Source organism: Ensifer sp. GW821-FHT05G01, assembly GCF_059419585.1.
Map to the genome: position 1 here is coordinate 85,064 of NZ_JBWKSC010000016.1, position 15,469 is coordinate 100,532.

The window sequence follows — 15,469 nt, forward strand, 5'->3', positions numbered from 1 at the left end:
ATCTCAGTCTGTTCAGAGAATGCGCATCTTCAGTGGCTGGCGACGGCCCGGTGCCGTCACGTGAAGATGAATGCCTGCGCGTGGCTGCGTCGAGCGCCAGGCTCTAGCACCATGTGTCAGCAGCATGCCCACCAGATCCTTGGTCTTCGCCTTCGGACGGTTCAGACCGAGATCGGCAATGCGCATCGCTGCCTCATGCAGCGGATGCAGATTGATGCGCGACGGTTTTGCCCGTCGCCCCGGCAAGGGAGTAACACCCGGAACATTCTCGTTCATTGCCATAACTAACCTCGTACGCTTTACAAAACCGAGGAGGGCGTCCGGACAAATACATACCGGACGCCGAAACTAATTATCCGTCTACTGCTGAGCAGCCCAGCAGGAAATGCCTTTCTTCTTCAACGTCTTGCATGCGTTGATCGCCGCATTCTGGTCATCGAAGCCGCCAAAGCGGGCGCGGTAGACCTGTGCGCCGCCATTGCTGAAGGCGACGGTAAAGGGTGTTGCCTTGCTCAGCGCCTTGCCACCCTTGTCCTTGGCATTGCCAAGCAGCGTCATGGCCTGGTCCTTGTCCGGCGTCGCACCGATCTGGATGACCCAGCCCTGAGGTTGCGGAACTGGCTGCGGTTCGGCTTCGGCCGCAACCGGCTCGCGCTTGGGAACGGAGTTGGTGATCTGAGCGTCGACCATGCCGGCCGATACCGGCTGGCGTGACAGCTTGACGCTCTGGGCGTCGAGCGTATTGGGAACAATCTTCGGCGAAAGGACCGGGTTGTCCGACGCGCGCTTGGTGCCGGCATAGGCCATCTGCACGCTGTTGGTATTCTCGCCATTGTAGCGAACGGCCGGAACCGGTCCGGTGTTCGGCAGATCGAGACCGGCTGCGGCGGCGACGGGGCTGGCAACCGGTGTTTCCGCGACCTGCGCCACAGCGATCGGTTCTTCGGCAACCGGTGCGACCGGCGTCGGCGCGGTTTCGGCAATCAGGTTGCCACCGCCGCGGCGCGATGCGGCCGGCATGTATTTTGCCACGAGGCGGCGCATCTGGGCGTCGCGGCTGGCGCCCGACGTGCCGCCCATGACGACGGCGACGATGCTGCGGCCTTCGAGCTGCGCCGAGGTCACCAGGTTGAATCCGGAAGCGCGGGTGTAACCGGTCTTGATGCCATCGACACCGCGCACATTGCCGAGCAGGCGGTTATGATTGCCGATCGTCTGTTTGCCGAATTGGAAGCTGCGGGTGGAGAAATAATCGTAATACTGCGGAAAATGCTGGCGAAGCGCGAGGCCGAGGCGCGCCTGATCGCGCGCGGTGGTGCGTTGCTCCGTGTTGGGCAAGCCGTTGGCGTTGCGATAGGTGGTGCGCGTCATGCCGAGCGCCCGTGCCTTGTTGGTCATCATACGGGCAAAACGCTGCTCCGAGCCGCCCAGCAACTCGCCAAGCGCCGTCGAGGCGTCGTTGGCGGAACGGGTGACGAGCGACAGGATTGCCTGCTCGACTGTGATCGATTGCCCCGCCCGCACGCCGAGCTTCGACGGCGGTTCGGCTGAGGCGTTCTTGGAGAAGGGAACGGGCGTCGACTTACTGATCCGGCCGGCTTCGAGCGCCTCGAACGCCAGATAAAGCGTCATCATCTTGGTCAGCGAGGCGGGATAGCGCAATTCGTCGGCATCCTCGCCGTAAAGCACCTTGCCGGTCTTAGCGTCGACGACGATGCCCGAATATTTCGGGTTGGCCAAAGCGGGCGCTGCGAAGGCAACCGATGCAACGGTGCCCGCAAGGACGATCCGTCCGACCATCTTTGAAAAAGCGCCGAACGGGCGTTTCGCGAGATCAAGAAAACCTGATTGGGACACTACGCTACTCTTCATTCTCATGTCATGGGTGTTGTCCGGACGCCGCCTCCGGGAACGACCGTTCCTGAGACAGTATCGGCATAGCGTTACCAATCGGTTTATGATGAATGATTGGTTTCCGGGATCGGACGCATTTGTACAGGGGCGATACCGGTGTAGCGCAATGGTGCGGCGCTGAAGCCAGCACCACAGCACTTGGACGAAATCAGGGCACGAGATGGCTTTTGACGAAGCCTTCAACAGCATTGTCGATTTCGCGCCACTGCGGCAACAGATTGCGGGAGAAGCGGTAAAGGACGACAAGGTCCTTGCCGACATGGATATCGCGCTGGCAGTCTGCGCTGGTTGACGTTTCGTTGGCGCCAGGCTCCAGGCAGCGCACGACATAGGGTGGCTCCTGCTCTCGCTCTGCAGTGAAGAAGGCCTCGCCGGCATAACTCGATGCCGCTTTGACACCGTGTCGCGTCAACCCGCCGGGGCCGGAGCTCGTAGGCCCATCGAAAACCTGGGTGTAGATGGGCTCTAGTCGGCCGGACATGTCGCGCGACATGGTGCTCTGCGAAATCTGCAGGAAGATCAGGGCTTCGGGACGGTTGACGTCATTGAAGAGGTGGCGGTTGTCATCGCTGTAGCCTTCGAGCGAAGGCCAGGCCAGGTAGAGATCGACGCGTTCGGCGATCGAGGTCGCGCGCTGGTTTTCAAAGCGAATGACGTTGGCAGGCAGCCGCAAGTGATCTTGTCCGATAAAGATATCGTAGGGCGTGAGGATCGACGTGTGGCCGGCAAGCGCGAGGTTTTCGCCGAACCAGCGCCCCGTCAAAGAAAGCGCCGCGGTTGCCGCGGCAAGCAACGCAACGACCGCGGCAATTTTGCAGACGAAGCGTCCTGAAAGAAGCGGACTGAGTTCCGGCTCCGAATTCCCGTTGGAAGAGGTGTTCATCAATGGGGCGTCCCGTCGCGGTTGCCGCGCGAAATGTAGCGGTTCAGCTGCCGGTCGTCGATCGGTGGCGGCATCGGACCCTGGCAGGGTTTGCTTGCTCGACGCTGGTCGAAGATGGTTAATTTTCGATGAAGTCGACGTGGGTTCCGTTGGTGCCTGCCTGACCATGCTTTGGTCGGGCTGCCTAAAAACGAAAAAGACCGGTTCCGAGGGACAGCGGAACCGGCCAGGGCCTGGTCTGAAACGGGGATGGAACTGACCGAAGCCCGGTAAAATGAGTGTGGCGCGGGACATCACCCAACCGCGCCACAAGCCACTTTACTGCGGCCTACTGGGTGCGGACGCTGCCGACGGCGACCGTGCGGCCATCCTGCAGCTTGACCCAGCGGCCGGCATGTTCCGTCGACTGCCGCTTGAGGTAGGTGTATTCGGTATCCGACCACAGCAGCACCTTGTTGCGCATGTTGTCGAGGATGAAGTCGCCGCGATCGGTGCGGACGGTGAGCACCGCGTGGCCATCACCATTCGGCTGAAGGACGACGGTGATCAGAAGATCGGAGGCGGAGAAACCGCTTTCGATCAGCTTGCGGCGCTTCAAGAGCACGTAGTCTTCGCAGTCGCCAACGCTGTCCGGGTAGGACCACTTCTCTTCGACGCCGTGGATTTCCATGTCGGTCATCGGCGTGATCGCCTGGTTGACGTCGAAGTTGACCTCGAGAATTTTCTGCCAGCCTTCGCGTGTCAGGACCATCGGACCGCGGTCGGCGCCGTTCGCGCGGCATTCGCCCGGATTGATCTTGCAAAACTCGTAGTGACCGATCGGCGGATTGGTCGAGCCGGTCACAGCCATATTCGCCGGCAGGGCCAGCGCGCCTTCGATCAGGCTGCCGGTGAAAATTGCGGCGACAGCGATCATCTTGGTGATTGTCTTGAGCATGATTGTCTCCCCGTTATGGTTCGACAATGGCACGGACATTTTTATCGCTCGCGAATATGCGAGGTAAAACAAAGTACAAATGAAATTCGTATCAGAATAAAATAAGAATAGAATTTGAGATGTATTTAAATCGGATTTGATTCAATTTTTATCGATCTTGACGTTCCAGCGATCGCGAAGGTGGAATTTGTTAGGCATCCAAATGGTTGCGGGAACACCGTTTTTTGGGGGCGTGTCGACGGAAGCTAGGCTGATTTGGAGGCGTACGATGGCGGTCGAAGGCGTCCGCGAGGAGGAAATTCGCAACTTTGCATCCCGCTCGAATGCTTGATTAAAGCGTGAAATCAATGTGGAGAGCGAAAATGTCGAGAAAAAATATACGAAAAAAGTTGTGCCGAAAATCGGCAGAAAGAACATGGGATGTGCTGAAATGGAGCAAATGCATCCAGATCCAAGCACGCGCGCAAGCTCTCCCGGTCGATTGTCGAAGGAACTCGGCCCGAATGGTGCCATGGCGAAGCCGCGGTCCCGCCTCGGACATGCCGGTCGTCGGTTGCGCTATACGATGCACCCGTGGTCGAGGCGTCAGAGGAAAAGTGCTGGCAATGTCGGTGAGCTAGCGACCGAACCTGTCTGGTACAGGACACGCAGAAGCGTTCTGCGGTAGCGCCATGCGCAAGAGCGTGCACTCAATGCGCGGTCATCGAGGCTGACTGAATGTTTCCTTAGATCGGATCCGGTTCAAGGATAAAGACCTGCAGCGACTAAGACGCGCTGTATCGGCGTGTTCTACAGGAATTCCGTCAAGGCTTCACGGGACTGAACGCCCGAGAATTCGATGGCAACGCCTTCTTGGAAATGACGGACGATCTTGCCCTTCATGTTGCCGAGCCTGATCTGTGTGCCGATTGGCGGGCGGTTTTCAATGTCGACGGCGGCGCCGGACAGCGAAAGGTCGATGATGCGGCAGGGATACTTCGCGCCGGTATCGAGCGTCAGCTCGGTCACTGTCTTGCGCGGTGCAAGGCGGTCATGGCGACGGTCTTCCGGCAGTCCGAGTTCGTGCTTGTTGGCAATCCACGTCAATTGTGCCGCAAGCTTCTCGCGCTTGCGTTCCGTGGCATTGAGCTGGATGACGAAGGCGTTTTCGGCAAGCCGCGACACGGTGCCTTCGAGCCGACCGACATGATCGATGTAGGCGATGATGCGTTCGCCGGCGCGCGGGCGGGCCGGCGACAACAAAAGCACGTCACCCGGTGACATGTCGACGGCGGTGCAGTCGTATTCGTCGTGATTGGCAAGCATCAGTCGCCCGGTGAGATTCACCGAGACGCGCTGGAACGCGCCTTCCTGGTGCGGCTTTGGACCGGTATTTTGCGCTTGCTGGAACGAGAACATGATCACTCTGCATCGACGTATCTTGGCACGCGAAAGCATAGTGTGATCCGGTTAATAGAAGGTTCGCCCTGCGGTTGGTGCCGGCATCGCTCTCGGTGCGGACCTGCAGCGTTACCCGTCACGACCACCTTCGAAGACGCGCAGGTGTTGAACCCGGCGTATGCCCGGCTGAGTGGCATCGCGATCAACCGGTTCGTTGAGGAAAGCTGCGGTTCGGTCCGGATCGAGTACCCTGAGGCCCGTGACGTCGAGGCCGGAAACAGGGGTGGCATTCAACCAGTACGGGCGCGATAGCGGTGAGAGCGAGCCGAGAATGCGGTCGCTTTGACCTTCGTTGGACGCAAGGGGGAGGAGCAATGTCTCGGTCTCCAGCTCTCTTCCGTCATCCGTTCTTGCTGTCGCCGACAGGACGACGGGGACATGTTGTGTCATGACCCGCCTGCCGATCTGGAGCACTTTGCCGGCCTGGCTTCCGAGCCAAAGCGTGGCGAACTGCCGGCCGCGAAAATCGTGATCGAAGAGGGCGCAGACATGCGTACCGGCAAGGCGGAATTTCATGCCACCGAAATGATCCCGCTCGAGGATGAAGAGTTGGGGAAGGAGCGTTCGAATTGCTGACGGATCGATCTCGTTGCGACGTGGTAGCTCACGGTCGCCTCGGATGACGTTCCAGTACTGAAACAGCTGCGTCGATGTCTTGTTGCGCATGATGTCGTTCATTCCACTTCTGCGGTCGCCTGTGTCGATCCGGCACAAAATCGACCGTTCATTCCTGTCGTACCGATGACAGTGCGAAATTCGTGCCACCCGGAAATTAAGGTTAACAAACGGTTTCGATTGCTGCGGACGCACAGGAATGGCACTTGATTGGACATCACTTCACGAAGGGTTGCCTTCGGCACACAACTTGAGCTCGCGGTATTGGGGGCTCACGGACCGTTCAGTTTTTACTGGACGGTCTTTTTTTGTTTGCTTATGGCTGGGCGCGCTGTCCGGCTATGCGCAATTGCCCGACCGACGTGGTCGGATCGAAACGGATATGCGGACGGAAGAGAGCATCAGTCATGGAACGAGATCAGGCGGCAACGCCACCGGAGGCGGAACGGGAAGGGGCCGTCAATCGCACGCGCGAGCCAGCTTTCAATTTGCCGGCGGGGCTGACGTGCATTCTGCTGTTCCTCGTCGCCATTCACGCGTTGCGCACCTATGTTTTCTCGGAGAGTCTCGATCGGGAAATCATCCTGAACTTTGCCTTCCTTCCGGCACGCTATGATCATCCGCTTGCCGAGCAGGGCCTCGCCTGGCTCTGGAGCCCGGTGACCTACTCGTTCCTGCACGGAAGCTGGGAACACCTGATCTTCAACATCTTCTGGATGGTTGCCTTCGGCGCGCCGGTGGTGCGGCGCATCGGCATGATGCGGCTTGCGGTTTTCTGGGTTCTTTCAGCTGCCGCCGCCGTAGCACTTCACACGGTTTTTCACTGGGGCGAAATGATCGTCGTCGTCGGTGCCTCGGGGGTTGTTTCAGGCTTCATGGGGGGCGCAGCGCGATTCGTGTTCTCACCCAGCGGCCGTATCAGTCGTCAATTCGCCCATCTTAACCGCCGGCTTTCCGTCAAAGAGGCGCTGTCCAATCGTTCCGTCGTCGTTTTCAGCGGCATCTGGTTCCTGACGAATTTTCTCGTCGGATTTGGCATGTTCACGCCAGGCGGTGCCGGCAGCGTGGCATGGGAAGCGCATATCGGCGGTTTCCTCTTCGGCTTCCTCCTGTTCGCCCTGTTCGATCCGCGGGATTGATAGCGGACCGATCCTGTTGCGATCATTGTCAGAACGCTTGATTTCCCCGGAACGCTGGCGCACCATTTGAAACGGCCGTTTTCATTCAAGGGTGACGCGGTCCGTGAAGGCCGGGTGCCGGCAGGTCGATTGCGTCCCTGAGGAGCGTCGCGTTGACCTTGACAGCATCGGAAAGGGTATAGGTTCCATTGCCCGATTGTGCCGCACACGACAGGCCGGAACCTTCCTCGCCGACCCGGCGTCGTCGCAACGGGGAGAAGTGCGCATGTCAGTAAAAGCGATACTCAATGAAAAAGGCCGGAACGTCGTGACCGTCGGTCCTCGCATGACGGTTCAACAGGCTGCAGTCCTTCTACGTGACAATCATATCGGCGCGGTGATCATCATCGATGCGGATGATCAGATCGCCGGCATCCTGACCGAGCGCGATATCGTCGCCGCCATCGCCAAACACGGGGCAGCCTGTCTGGAGAAGCCGGTTTCGGCTGTCATGTGGCAGAACGTCTATTGCTGCACCGAGGACATGTCAGTCGATACGCTGATGGAGATGATGAGCAAGTTGCGGGCCCGTCATCTCCCAGTTGAAACCAATGGGCACCTGGCCGGCATCATTTCGATTGGCGACGTGATCAAGCATCACATCCGCGCCATGGAGCAAGAGGCCGAGCACATCAAGGCCTACATCGCCGGATAGTGGTAAAGGGCGGTTGCCGCCGCCCTTTCGTCACCCGTCTGCGGCATGATCTCGAACATTCGCGCGGAGCGCCTGTTCGCGTTATGGCCTTTCGCGAAACATGCGACCGGTACGGCGATCCCTTGGGGCAAAGCGAAAGCCTGGCGTAGTGCCTGTCGTCAGCGGACCAGAACTTCCTGCATGCGGCGGATTTCGGCGAGCTTGGCCTTTGCTTCCTGATAACCGCGATCGATCGCCTCGCCGGCGCGGTGGAATTCCGAAAGCCCGATATCGTTGAGCTTCGGATGGAGCGCGAGATCCGGCGGGTCGCCGGCAAGACGTGCGCGCGAGATCCGATCCTGGATGATGTTGAAAGCCTGAACCATGACGCTGGTCATGCCCATGCGCGCAGAATGGTGCGTCGGCTCCTTGGCGGGCAGCGTATCGTGGGTCTCGGAGCCGGCGTTGTGCTTGACGACGGCAGAGCGCCCATAGAGGTCGTAGTTGAGGTTCACCGCGACGACGAGCTGTTGTTCGTGAGCGCGGCAGACGGAAACGGGGACGGGATTGACGAGCGCGCCGTCCATCAACATCCGGCCGTTGGCCTTGATCGGCTCGAAGATGCCGGGCAGGGCGTATGAGGCGCGGATCGCGGTGATCAGCGAGCCTTTTTCCAACCAGACTTCATGGCCGCTATGCACTTCGGTCGCAACTGCGATAAACGGTCGGTCGAGGCCTTCAATGCTCAAGCCCTGCAGATGCTCCTGCATGCGCTTGGTCAAGCGCAGCCCACCGAACAGGCCGCCGCCGCCGATTGCGAAATCGAGCAGGCCGGCAATGCGCCTGACGGTGAGGGAGCGGGCGAACGTTTCAAGTTCATCAAGTTTGCCGGCGAGATAACAGCCGCCGACAAGGGCTCCGATCGAAGTTCCGGCGATCATGCCGACTTCGATGCCTTCTTCGTCAAGCGCCCGGAGCACACCGATATGCGCCCAGCCACGGGCGGCGCCGCCACCAAGGGCGATGGCGATCTTCGGCGGTTTGGGCGGCACGGCGGGTTCTGATGGTGTTGTCGAGAGTGATGACCCATCCGGGTCGGTCAGGTCGGCAATCTGGCTGCTACGCGTAAAAGTCCAGTTCAACATCCGGCACCTCCAACACCGCCGAACACCTGGCAGCGCAACACGTCCTTCAGAATGCGCGAAGGGCGTTGTGGCGCTCCATGCATTGACTCAAACTTCCGAAGACCCGATTCGATCCTGGAACCACGCAATAATTTTTGAGCGCGCTTGTCTGGAGGATACCCTGCCAAGCCGGCGCTGGTGCCGGCCTTGTCCTTAATCATTGCTGAAAGACTGGCACCGTTACTCAGATTACCATCGATCCTGTCGCCGCGTGCGGCGGGGTCGATAAACATTCGCTACAGTCTGCAATACTGCCCGGCTTGCGGACGTTCCCGGCGAAACTGTATCCTTGCCAAAGGATTAGGCGCCCGCTGGGTTACCAAAATATAAACGCAGTATGCACCCGCGCCAAAAAGGTGCGCAATGCTTAATTTTTGTCATAAACCTTGCTCGGGTCGAAATGCCGATGATCGTCAGTGATCGTGACGGTCGCACGACCCTGCTCGACGCCGACCGTGCGATAGAAGCAGGAGCGGCGGCCGGTGTGGCAGGTTGCATCGTGCCCGGCGACCGAAACCTTCAGCCAGATGGCGTCCTGGTCGCAATCGGTGCGGATTTCCTTCACCGTCTGCAGATTGCCGGAGCTTTCGCCCTTCTTCCACAGGCTCTTGCGGGAGCGACTGTAATAGTGGGCGACACCGGTCTCGATCGTCAGCGCCAGCGCTTCGGCGTTCATGTGCGCGACCATCAGCAACTCACCGTCGCGCGCGTCGGTGACGACGGCCGTGATCAGGCCCTTGTCATCGAAGCGGGGTGTGAAGGCCGGACCGGATTCCAGTTCGGCCTTGTTGGAAGAGGGGGTCTCGAAGGTCAGCGTCATCGAAGGCTCCGTTGATTGGAGCCTTACTTGAAGCCCCGCAGCATCGTCATGAAACGGGCCTGTTCGGCCGGTTCGGTCTGGAACGTACCCGTAAATGTGGTGGTCAGTGTTGTCGAGCCTTGCTTCTGAACGCCGCGCATCGCCATGCACATATGCTCGGCCTCGATCATCACCGCGACACCACGTGGGGCCAGCGTTTCATCGATCACCCGGGCGATCTGCGCCGTCATCGATTCCTGCGTCTGCAGCCGACGTCCATAGATGTCGACCACGCGGGCGATCTTGGAGAGACCCAGTACTCTTCCGTTGGGCAGATAGGCGACGTGCGCCTTGCCGATGATCGGTACCATATGGTGTTCGCAATGGGAGTAGAACGGGATGTCTTTGACCAGCACCATGTCGTCATAGCCGGCAACCTCCTCGAAGGTCCGGCCGAGCACGTCTTCGGCTGCAAGATCATAGCCGCTGAAAAGCTCGCGGTAGGACTTGGCGACGCGTGCAGGCGTATCCAGCAGGCCTTCGCGGCTCGGATCGTCGCCGGCCCAGCGAAGCAGCACGCGCACGGCGTCCTCGGCTTCCTTCTGCGTCGGCCGGTCGCTCGCATTGTCGAGCACGGGGAAATTCTTCACTATGGCATCCATAATGGCCTCTTTGCGCAATACGGGGATTGCTTGACGTTTTATCTTTCGGACAACTCGCCACTGGCCATTCGCCTAACCCTGCAGGCTTGGGTTCCGTCGGCGGGCTCCGGGGCTTTCTGGTCCTTGCTTAGCAGTGCAATGGACCGTCCGGCACGGTTTCCCAAACAACAGGCGACATTTGGTCCTCTTGCGGAACTGTCGCCCCAACACGACATAGCATATAGTATGGTGCCATAGAGATGAAAGAGGCCGAGGGGACTGCGTCGTGCTTTTTTCCTGCCTACAGGAGAAAATCATGCGCCGATCACCCAAAACCGCGAAAAATCAGCCGGAACGCGTCACATGATGGATGACATCTACAACAATCGTATTCTCGACTTCGCCGGCAATATCCCGCGCATCGGGATCCTCGAAAATGCCGATGCCGAAGCGGTGGCCCATTCGAAACTCTGTGGCTCGAAAGTGCGGATCTGGTTGAAGATGGACGGCGACGTGGTCACCGATTTTGCCCACGACGTGAAGGCATGCGCGCTCGGTCAAGCATCGTCTTCGATCATGGCGCGCCATGTGGTCGGCGCGCAGGCGAGCGAAATCCGCCAGGCGCGCGACGAGATGCTGGCGATGCTGAAGGCCGACGGCGAAGGCCCCACGGGCCGTTTCGAGGATATGCGCTTCCTCAGACCTGTGAAGGACTACAAGGCCCGCCACGCATCGACCATGCTCACCTTCGATGCTGTCGTCGATGCGATCGGCCAGATCCAGGCCAGGCGTCTGGCAACGGCCGTTTGAGCCATGTGCCGGGATCCGCATTGTGAACATTCGACAGCGGCGGGCCCCGTGTCTGCGTACAAGGGGCGCAATTGGGCCGGTCCGTTCCGCAAGACGCCGGGGCGTCTCATCGGCATGGCCCTCATTCGTGCCTATCAGCTGACCCTTTCCAGTTTCATCGGCAATGCCTGCCGGCATCTGCCGACCTGCTCGGAATATGGTTATGAAGCAATCGCGCGCCATGGCTTGTGGGCAGGCGGCTGGATGACGTTTTTCCGCGTGACGCGTTGCGGCCCTGGCGGCACTCACGGTTTCGACCCGGTGTCGGAACGCCTGAAAGCCAGGCATCTCTGGTATGCACCGTGGCGCTACTGGCAGCCGCGGCCGAAGGGCGGATGAACGCGATGACCATCCCGATGGAGTACCGGCAGGCGTCGGTCGATTTCGACCGGTTTATCGTCGATGCCCGCGACATCGCGGGGCTTCAGACGACGAACCAGGCCTATACGATGGTTCAGGCCGTGCTGCAGACCTTTCGCTGCCGCCTGGACGTCGAGGATGCGATCCTGTTTGCTGATGTCCTGCCGCCGGTTCTAAGAGCGATTTTCGTTGCCGCGTGGGATCTTGAGGCGCCAAGGAGCCCATTTTCAGGCCGTACGACGATGACGCTTGAAGTGCAGGCGTTCCACGGCGATCACAACATTTCGCCGGATACGGCGATTGCGGATGTGGCGGCTGCCTTAAGGAAGAATATCGACGAAGCGAAGCTCGATCGCGTGTTGGCGCGTCTCCCGGCCGGCGCCGCCGACTTCTGGCGTGCATGAGCCAGGGAGTACCTCGTGTGAACAGTTACATAGCGTTGCTCTACAGCATTGTGCTTGGCGAAGGGCGCCGCGTCGTCATGGCGGACCTGAGGGCCATGGCTGAGAGACTTGGCCACCGGTCTCCGCGGACGCTCGTCGCCACCGGCAACCTGCTCTTCGACGCTGATAACGCCAACGTCAACGATCTGGAGGCAGCGCTCGAGAACGCATTTGCCGAAACGTTCGGCCGTCATGTCGACATCATCGTGCGCCCCGGCGTCGATTGGAAGAGGCTCGCCGCGACCAATCCGTTTCATGCCGAAGGCGAGGAGGACGGTACCCGCGTTCATGTTCGCGTGATGCGCCAGCCATTGTCCGGCACGGTGCCTGCTGATTTCGAACGCTATTGCACGGCGGGCGAGCGGCTGGCGGTCGTCGATGGTGATCTCTGGGTTCATTTCACCGGCCAGGCGAGCGAATCGAAACTGCTCGGCGCCTTGACCAAAAAACGTCTTGGAGTCGGTACGTTTCGCAACTGGAACACGGTGAAGGGCCTGGCCGCGCTGCTCGGCAGCTAGGCTCGCCTTGCCTTTACTCGGCCTCGAAAAACCTCTATCAGGCCTGCGTCAAATAGCCGGCCCAAGCCGGTCAGTCATACCACACCATACCACCCGCATTCGTTGGCGGGACTGGATAGGAGATCATGATGTCGAATCCCGTTTCCCTTACATTTCCTGATGGCTCCGTCCGCGAATACGCCCCGGGCACGACCGGGCGCGATGTCGCCGAGTCGATTTCGAAGTCGCTGGCCAAGAAGGCTGTCGCCATTGCGCTCGACGGCGAGCTGCGCGACCTGTCCGACACCATCGCCGATGGCCGCATCGAAATCGTCACCCGCGACGACAAGCGTTCGCTTGAGCTGATCCGTCACGATGCGGCACACGTGATGGCGGAAGCCGTGCAGGAACTGTGGCCCGGTACGCAGGTGACCATCGGTCCGGTGATCGACAACGGCTTCTACTACGACTTTGCCAAGAACGAGCCGTTCACGCCCGACGACCTGCCGGTCATCGAGAAGCGGATGAAGGAAATCATCGCCCGCAACAAGCCGTTTACCCGGGAAGTCTGGTCGCGCGACAAGGCCCGCCAGGTGTTCGCCGACAAGGGCGAGGCCTATAAGGTCGAGCTCGTCGACGCGATCCCGGAAGGCCAGGATCTGAAGATCTACTACCAGGGCGATTGGTTCGACCTCTGCCGCGGTCCGCACCTGGTGTCCACTGGCCAGATCGGCACGGCCTTCAAGCTGATGAAGGTTGCCGGCGCCTATTGGCGCGGTGACAGCAACAACCCGATGCTGACCCGCATCTACGGCACGGCTTGGCATACGCAGGAAGAGCTCGACCAGTACCTGCACATCCTGGCCGAAGCGGAAAAGCGCGACCACCGTCGCCTCGGCCGCGAGATGGATCTCTTCCATTTCCAGGAAGAAGGTCCCGGCGTCGTGTTCTGGCATGGCAAGGGCTGGCGTCTGTTCCAGACGCTGACGGCCTACATGCGCCGGCGGCTTGCCAATACCTACCAGGAAGTCAACGCACCGCAGGTGCTCGACAAGTCGCTGTGGGAAACCTCGGGCCACTGGGGCTGGTACCGCGACAACATGTTCAAGGTGACCGTTGCCGGCGATGACACCGACGATGAGCGCGTCTTCGCGTTGAAGCCGATGAACTGCCCGGGTCATATCCAGATCTTCAAGCACGGCCTGAAGTCCTACCGCGAACTGCCGGTGCGGCTGGCCGAGTTCGGGAACGTTCATCGCTACGAGCCGTCGGGCGCGCTGCACGGGCTGATGCGCGTGCGCGGCTTCACCCAGGACGATGCGCACGTCTTCTGCACCGATGAGCAGATGGCGGCCGAGTGCCTGCGCATCAACGATCTCATCCTGTCGGTCTATGAGGATTTCGGCTTCAAGGAAGTCGTCGTCAAGCTGTCGACCCGTCCGGAAAAGCGCGTTGGTTCCGACGAGCTCTGGGATCGCGCCGAAAGCGTCATGACCGACGTGCTGAAGACGATTGAGGCGCAGTCCGAGGGCCGGATCAAGACAGGCATCCTGCCGGGTGAGGGCGCGTTCTACGGTCCGAAGTTCGAATATACGCTGAAGGACGCCATCGGCCGCGAATGGCAGTGTGGCACGACGCAGGTCGACTTCAACCTGCCGGAACGTTTTGGCGCCTTCTATATCGACAAGGATTCGGAAAAGCGTCAGCCGGTGATGATCCACCGCGCGATCTGCGGCTCGATGGAACGCTTCCTCGGCATTCTGATCGAAAACTTCGCCGGCCACATGCCGCTGTGGATTTCACCGCTGCAGGTCGTCGTCGCGACGATTACCTCGGAAGCCGACGACTACGGTCGCGAGGTCGCCGAGCTTCTGCGCGACGCCGGGCTGACCGTCGAGACCGACTTCCGCAATGAGAAGATCAATTACAAGGTCCGCGAGCATTCGGTGACCAAGGTTCCGGTCATCGTCGTTTGCGGCAAGCGCGAATCGGAAGAGCGGTCGGTCAACATCCGCCGTCTCGGCTCACAGGCGCAGACGGCGATGTCGCTCGACGAGGCGATCGCTTCGCTCTCTGCCGAAGCGACGGCGCCCGATCTCAAGCGCAAGGCGGAAAAGAAAGCCCGGGGTTAACACCCCGGGACCTTCGCTCTGTCAGTAAACTGTCATATTAGCGGAATATCCGGATACTGCAGCGCCTTGTACCGGGCCATCCATCGGAGACTTCCGTGCAGTTCAAAGAGCTGTCCTACGCAAACGAAAATGACCGGCGCCTGAAGCGCTGGTTCATCCGCTCGATGGAAGGCTTGGCGGGTCGCAACCGATACGCCAAGCTCTATGCCCGCTGGCGGGCCGACATTGTCGGCAAGAGCGACCGTATCTTCGGCGAGATGCTGCAGCTGATCGATGTGCGCCTGCGGCTTCAGGGCGAATGGCCTCCGCGCCACTTGCCGGACACGCCGCTGGTCATCGTCGCAAATCACCCGTTCGGCATCGGCGACGGTATCGCTGTTCTGGCACTCGCCGAGCAACTCGGCCGGCCGTTCCGGGTGCTGATCAACAACGAGCTATTGAAGGTGCCGGAGATGGCGCCCTATTCGCTGCCGGTGTCTTTCGAGGAAACGAAGGAAGCGCTGGCGCTGAACATGGCTACACGCCATGAGGCCGTGCGGCTGCTGAAAGAGGGCGTGACGATCGTGATCTTTCCCGCCGGCGGGGTGGCAACGGCACGTTCGGGCTGGGGTAGGGCCGAGGATCTGCCGTGGAAGATCTTTCCCGCCAAGCTCATTCAGGCGGCGCGCGCCAGCGTCATACCGATCTACTTCGAAGGGCAGAACGGGCGCATCTTCCATCTCGCGAGCAAGGTGTCGCTCACGCTCCGGATCTCGCTGCTGATCCGCGAATTCCGGAGATTGTCGGGTACTACGATCGCGGCCCGCATCGGGCATATCCTGACATGGGAAGAGCTTTGCGCGCATGGCGACCGCAAGGATCTGCTCGGTCGGATCTATGAGGCGGTGTTTTCGATGGCTCCGCCGCGTCGTCGCTTTCTCAGGCGCGCCGGCTAACGCGGCATGAGGCATTTGCCTTAACGCC

Annotated in this window: 19 protein-coding genes; 8 read left to right on the forward strand and 11 right to left on the reverse strand. The window is 60.2% G+C overall.

Features of this window, described 5'->3' with window-relative positions; genetic code table 11:
• Positions 1–12 precede the first annotated feature (12 nt).
• The 7 genes from AC07UR_RS30365 to AC07UR_RS30395 form a co-directional block, all read right to left on the reverse strand.
• Positions 13–282 carry a hypothetical protein gene (locus AC07UR_RS30365; RefSeq protein ID WP_077498392.1) on the reverse strand — a complete coding sequence of 90 codons (270 nt, stop codon included), beginning with the start codon at positions 280–282 and terminating at the stop codon, positions 13–15.
• A 78-nt stretch (positions 283–360) separates the two neighbouring features.
• Complete coding sequence (locus AC07UR_RS30370; protein WP_209792816.1) at positions 361–1,878, reverse strand: SPOR domain-containing protein; 1,518 nt, start codon at positions 1,876–1,878, stop codon at positions 361–363.
• A gap of 184 nt (positions 1,879–2,062) precedes the next feature.
• Positions 2,063–2,797: a hypothetical protein gene (locus AC07UR_RS30375; protein ID WP_209792817.1), complete on the reverse strand. Its 735-nt coding sequence runs from the start codon at positions 2,795–2,797 to the stop codon at positions 2,063–2,065.
• A 328-nt stretch (positions 2,798–3,125) separates the two neighbouring features.
• The gene (locus AC07UR_RS30380) at positions 3,126–3,734 is read right to left on the reverse strand and encodes a transglutaminase-like cysteine peptidase (RefSeq protein WP_173419765.1); all 609 of its coding nucleotides are present in this window, start codon (positions 3,732–3,734) and stop codon (positions 3,126–3,128) included.
• Positions 3,735–3,875: 141 nt separating this feature from the next.
• Complete coding sequence (locus tag AC07UR_RS30385) at positions 3,876–4,247, reverse strand: hypothetical protein (protein WP_209792818.1); 372 nt, start codon at positions 4,245–4,247, stop codon at positions 3,876–3,878.
• A gap of 276 nt (positions 4,248–4,523) precedes the next feature.
• A complete protein-coding gene (locus AC07UR_RS30390) occupies positions 4,524–5,132 on the reverse strand; it encodes a PilZ domain-containing protein (protein ID WP_173419766.1) in 609 nt (202 codons plus the stop codon).
• Between the two features lie 111 nt (positions 5,133–5,243).
• Positions 5,244–5,852 carry a PAS domain-containing protein gene (locus tag AC07UR_RS30395; RefSeq protein ID WP_209792819.1) on the reverse strand — a complete coding sequence of 203 codons (609 nt, stop codon included), beginning with the start codon at positions 5,850–5,852 and terminating at the stop codon, positions 5,244–5,246.
• 344 nt (positions 5,853–6,196) lie between these two features.
• Here AC07UR_RS30395 and AC07UR_RS30400 point away from each other — a divergent pair, with 344 nt between their 5' ends.
• Together AC07UR_RS30400 and AC07UR_RS30405 are read left to right on the forward strand one after the other, a co-directional pair.
• Positions 6,197–6,928: a rhomboid family intramembrane serine protease gene (locus tag AC07UR_RS30400; protein WP_209792820.1), complete on the forward strand. Its 732-nt coding sequence runs from the start codon at positions 6,197–6,199 to the stop codon at positions 6,926–6,928.
• Positions 6,929–7,193: 265 nt separating this feature from the next.
• Positions 7,194–7,622, forward strand: coding sequence for a CBS domain-containing protein (locus tag AC07UR_RS30405; protein ID WP_077498384.1), 429 nt, complete (start codon positions 7,194–7,196; stop codon positions 7,620–7,622).
• 158 nt (positions 7,623–7,780) lie between these two features.
• On the opposite strand, the gene AC07UR_RS30410 is transcribed toward AC07UR_RS30405, so the two are convergent.
• The 4 genes from AC07UR_RS30410 to folE all read right to left on the reverse strand — a co-directional run bounded on the left by AC07UR_RS30410 (position 7,781) and on the right by folE (position 10,246).
• Complete coding sequence (locus AC07UR_RS30410; RefSeq protein ID WP_209792822.1) at positions 7,781–8,746, reverse strand: patatin-like phospholipase family protein; 966 nt, start codon at positions 8,744–8,746, stop codon at positions 7,781–7,783.
• On the reverse strand, positions 8,740–9,018 hold the full coding sequence (locus tag AC07UR_RS30415) for a hypothetical protein (protein WP_209792824.1): 279 nt from the start codon (positions 9,016–9,018) through the stop codon (positions 8,740–8,742). Before AC07UR_RS30415 ends, AC07UR_RS30410 begins: the two co-directional genes overlap by 7 nt.
• A 134-nt stretch (positions 9,019–9,152) precedes the next feature.
• Positions 9,153–9,605: a phosphoribosyl-AMP cyclohydrolase gene (hisI, locus tag AC07UR_RS30420; RefSeq protein ID WP_209792826.1), complete on the reverse strand. Its 453-nt coding sequence runs from the start codon at positions 9,603–9,605 to the stop codon at positions 9,153–9,155.
• Between the two features lie 23 nt (positions 9,606–9,628).
• Positions 9,629–10,246, reverse strand: a complete 618-nt coding sequence (gene folE, locus AC07UR_RS30425; protein ID WP_173419771.1) for a GTP cyclohydrolase I FolE — start codon at positions 10,244–10,246, stop codon at positions 9,629–9,631.
• Between the two features lie 342 nt (positions 10,247–10,588).
• Here folE and AC07UR_RS30430 point away from each other — a divergent pair, with 342 nt between their 5' ends.
• The 6 genes from AC07UR_RS30430 (at position 10,589) to AC07UR_RS30455 (ending at position 15,441) form a co-directional block, all read left to right on the forward strand.
• Positions 10,589–11,035, forward strand: a complete 447-nt coding sequence (locus AC07UR_RS30430; protein WP_209792828.1) for an iron-sulfur cluster assembly scaffold protein — start codon at positions 10,589–10,591, stop codon at positions 11,033–11,035.
• Between the two features lie 3 nt (positions 11,036–11,038).
• Positions 11,039–11,413 carry a membrane protein insertion efficiency factor YidD gene (gene yidD, locus AC07UR_RS30435; protein ID WP_209792831.1) on the forward strand — a complete coding sequence of 125 codons (375 nt, stop codon included), beginning with the start codon at positions 11,039–11,041 and terminating at the stop codon, positions 11,411–11,413.
• A complete protein-coding gene (locus AC07UR_RS30440) occupies positions 11,410–11,838 on the forward strand; it encodes a DUF2267 domain-containing protein (protein WP_209792833.1) in 429 nt (142 codons plus the stop codon). Before yidD ends, AC07UR_RS30440 begins: the two co-directional genes overlap by 4 nt.
• A 17-nt stretch (positions 11,839–11,855) precedes the next feature.
• The gene (locus AC07UR_RS30445; RefSeq protein WP_209792835.1) at positions 11,856–12,395 is read left to right on the forward strand and encodes a DUF1697 domain-containing protein; all 540 of its coding nucleotides are present in this window, start codon (positions 11,856–11,858) and stop codon (positions 12,393–12,395) included.
• A gap of 128 nt (positions 12,396–12,523) precedes the next feature.
• Positions 12,524–14,506, forward strand: coding sequence for a threonine--tRNA ligase (gene thrS, locus AC07UR_RS30450; RefSeq protein WP_209792837.1), 1,983 nt, complete (start codon positions 12,524–12,526; stop codon positions 14,504–14,506).
• A 95-nt stretch (positions 14,507–14,601) separates the two neighbouring features.
• Positions 14,602–15,441 carry a lysophospholipid acyltransferase family protein gene (locus AC07UR_RS30455; RefSeq protein ID WP_173419777.1) on the forward strand — a complete coding sequence of 280 codons (840 nt, stop codon included), beginning with the start codon at positions 14,602–14,604 and terminating at the stop codon, positions 15,439–15,441.
• Positions 15,442–15,469 lie beyond the last annotated feature (28 nt).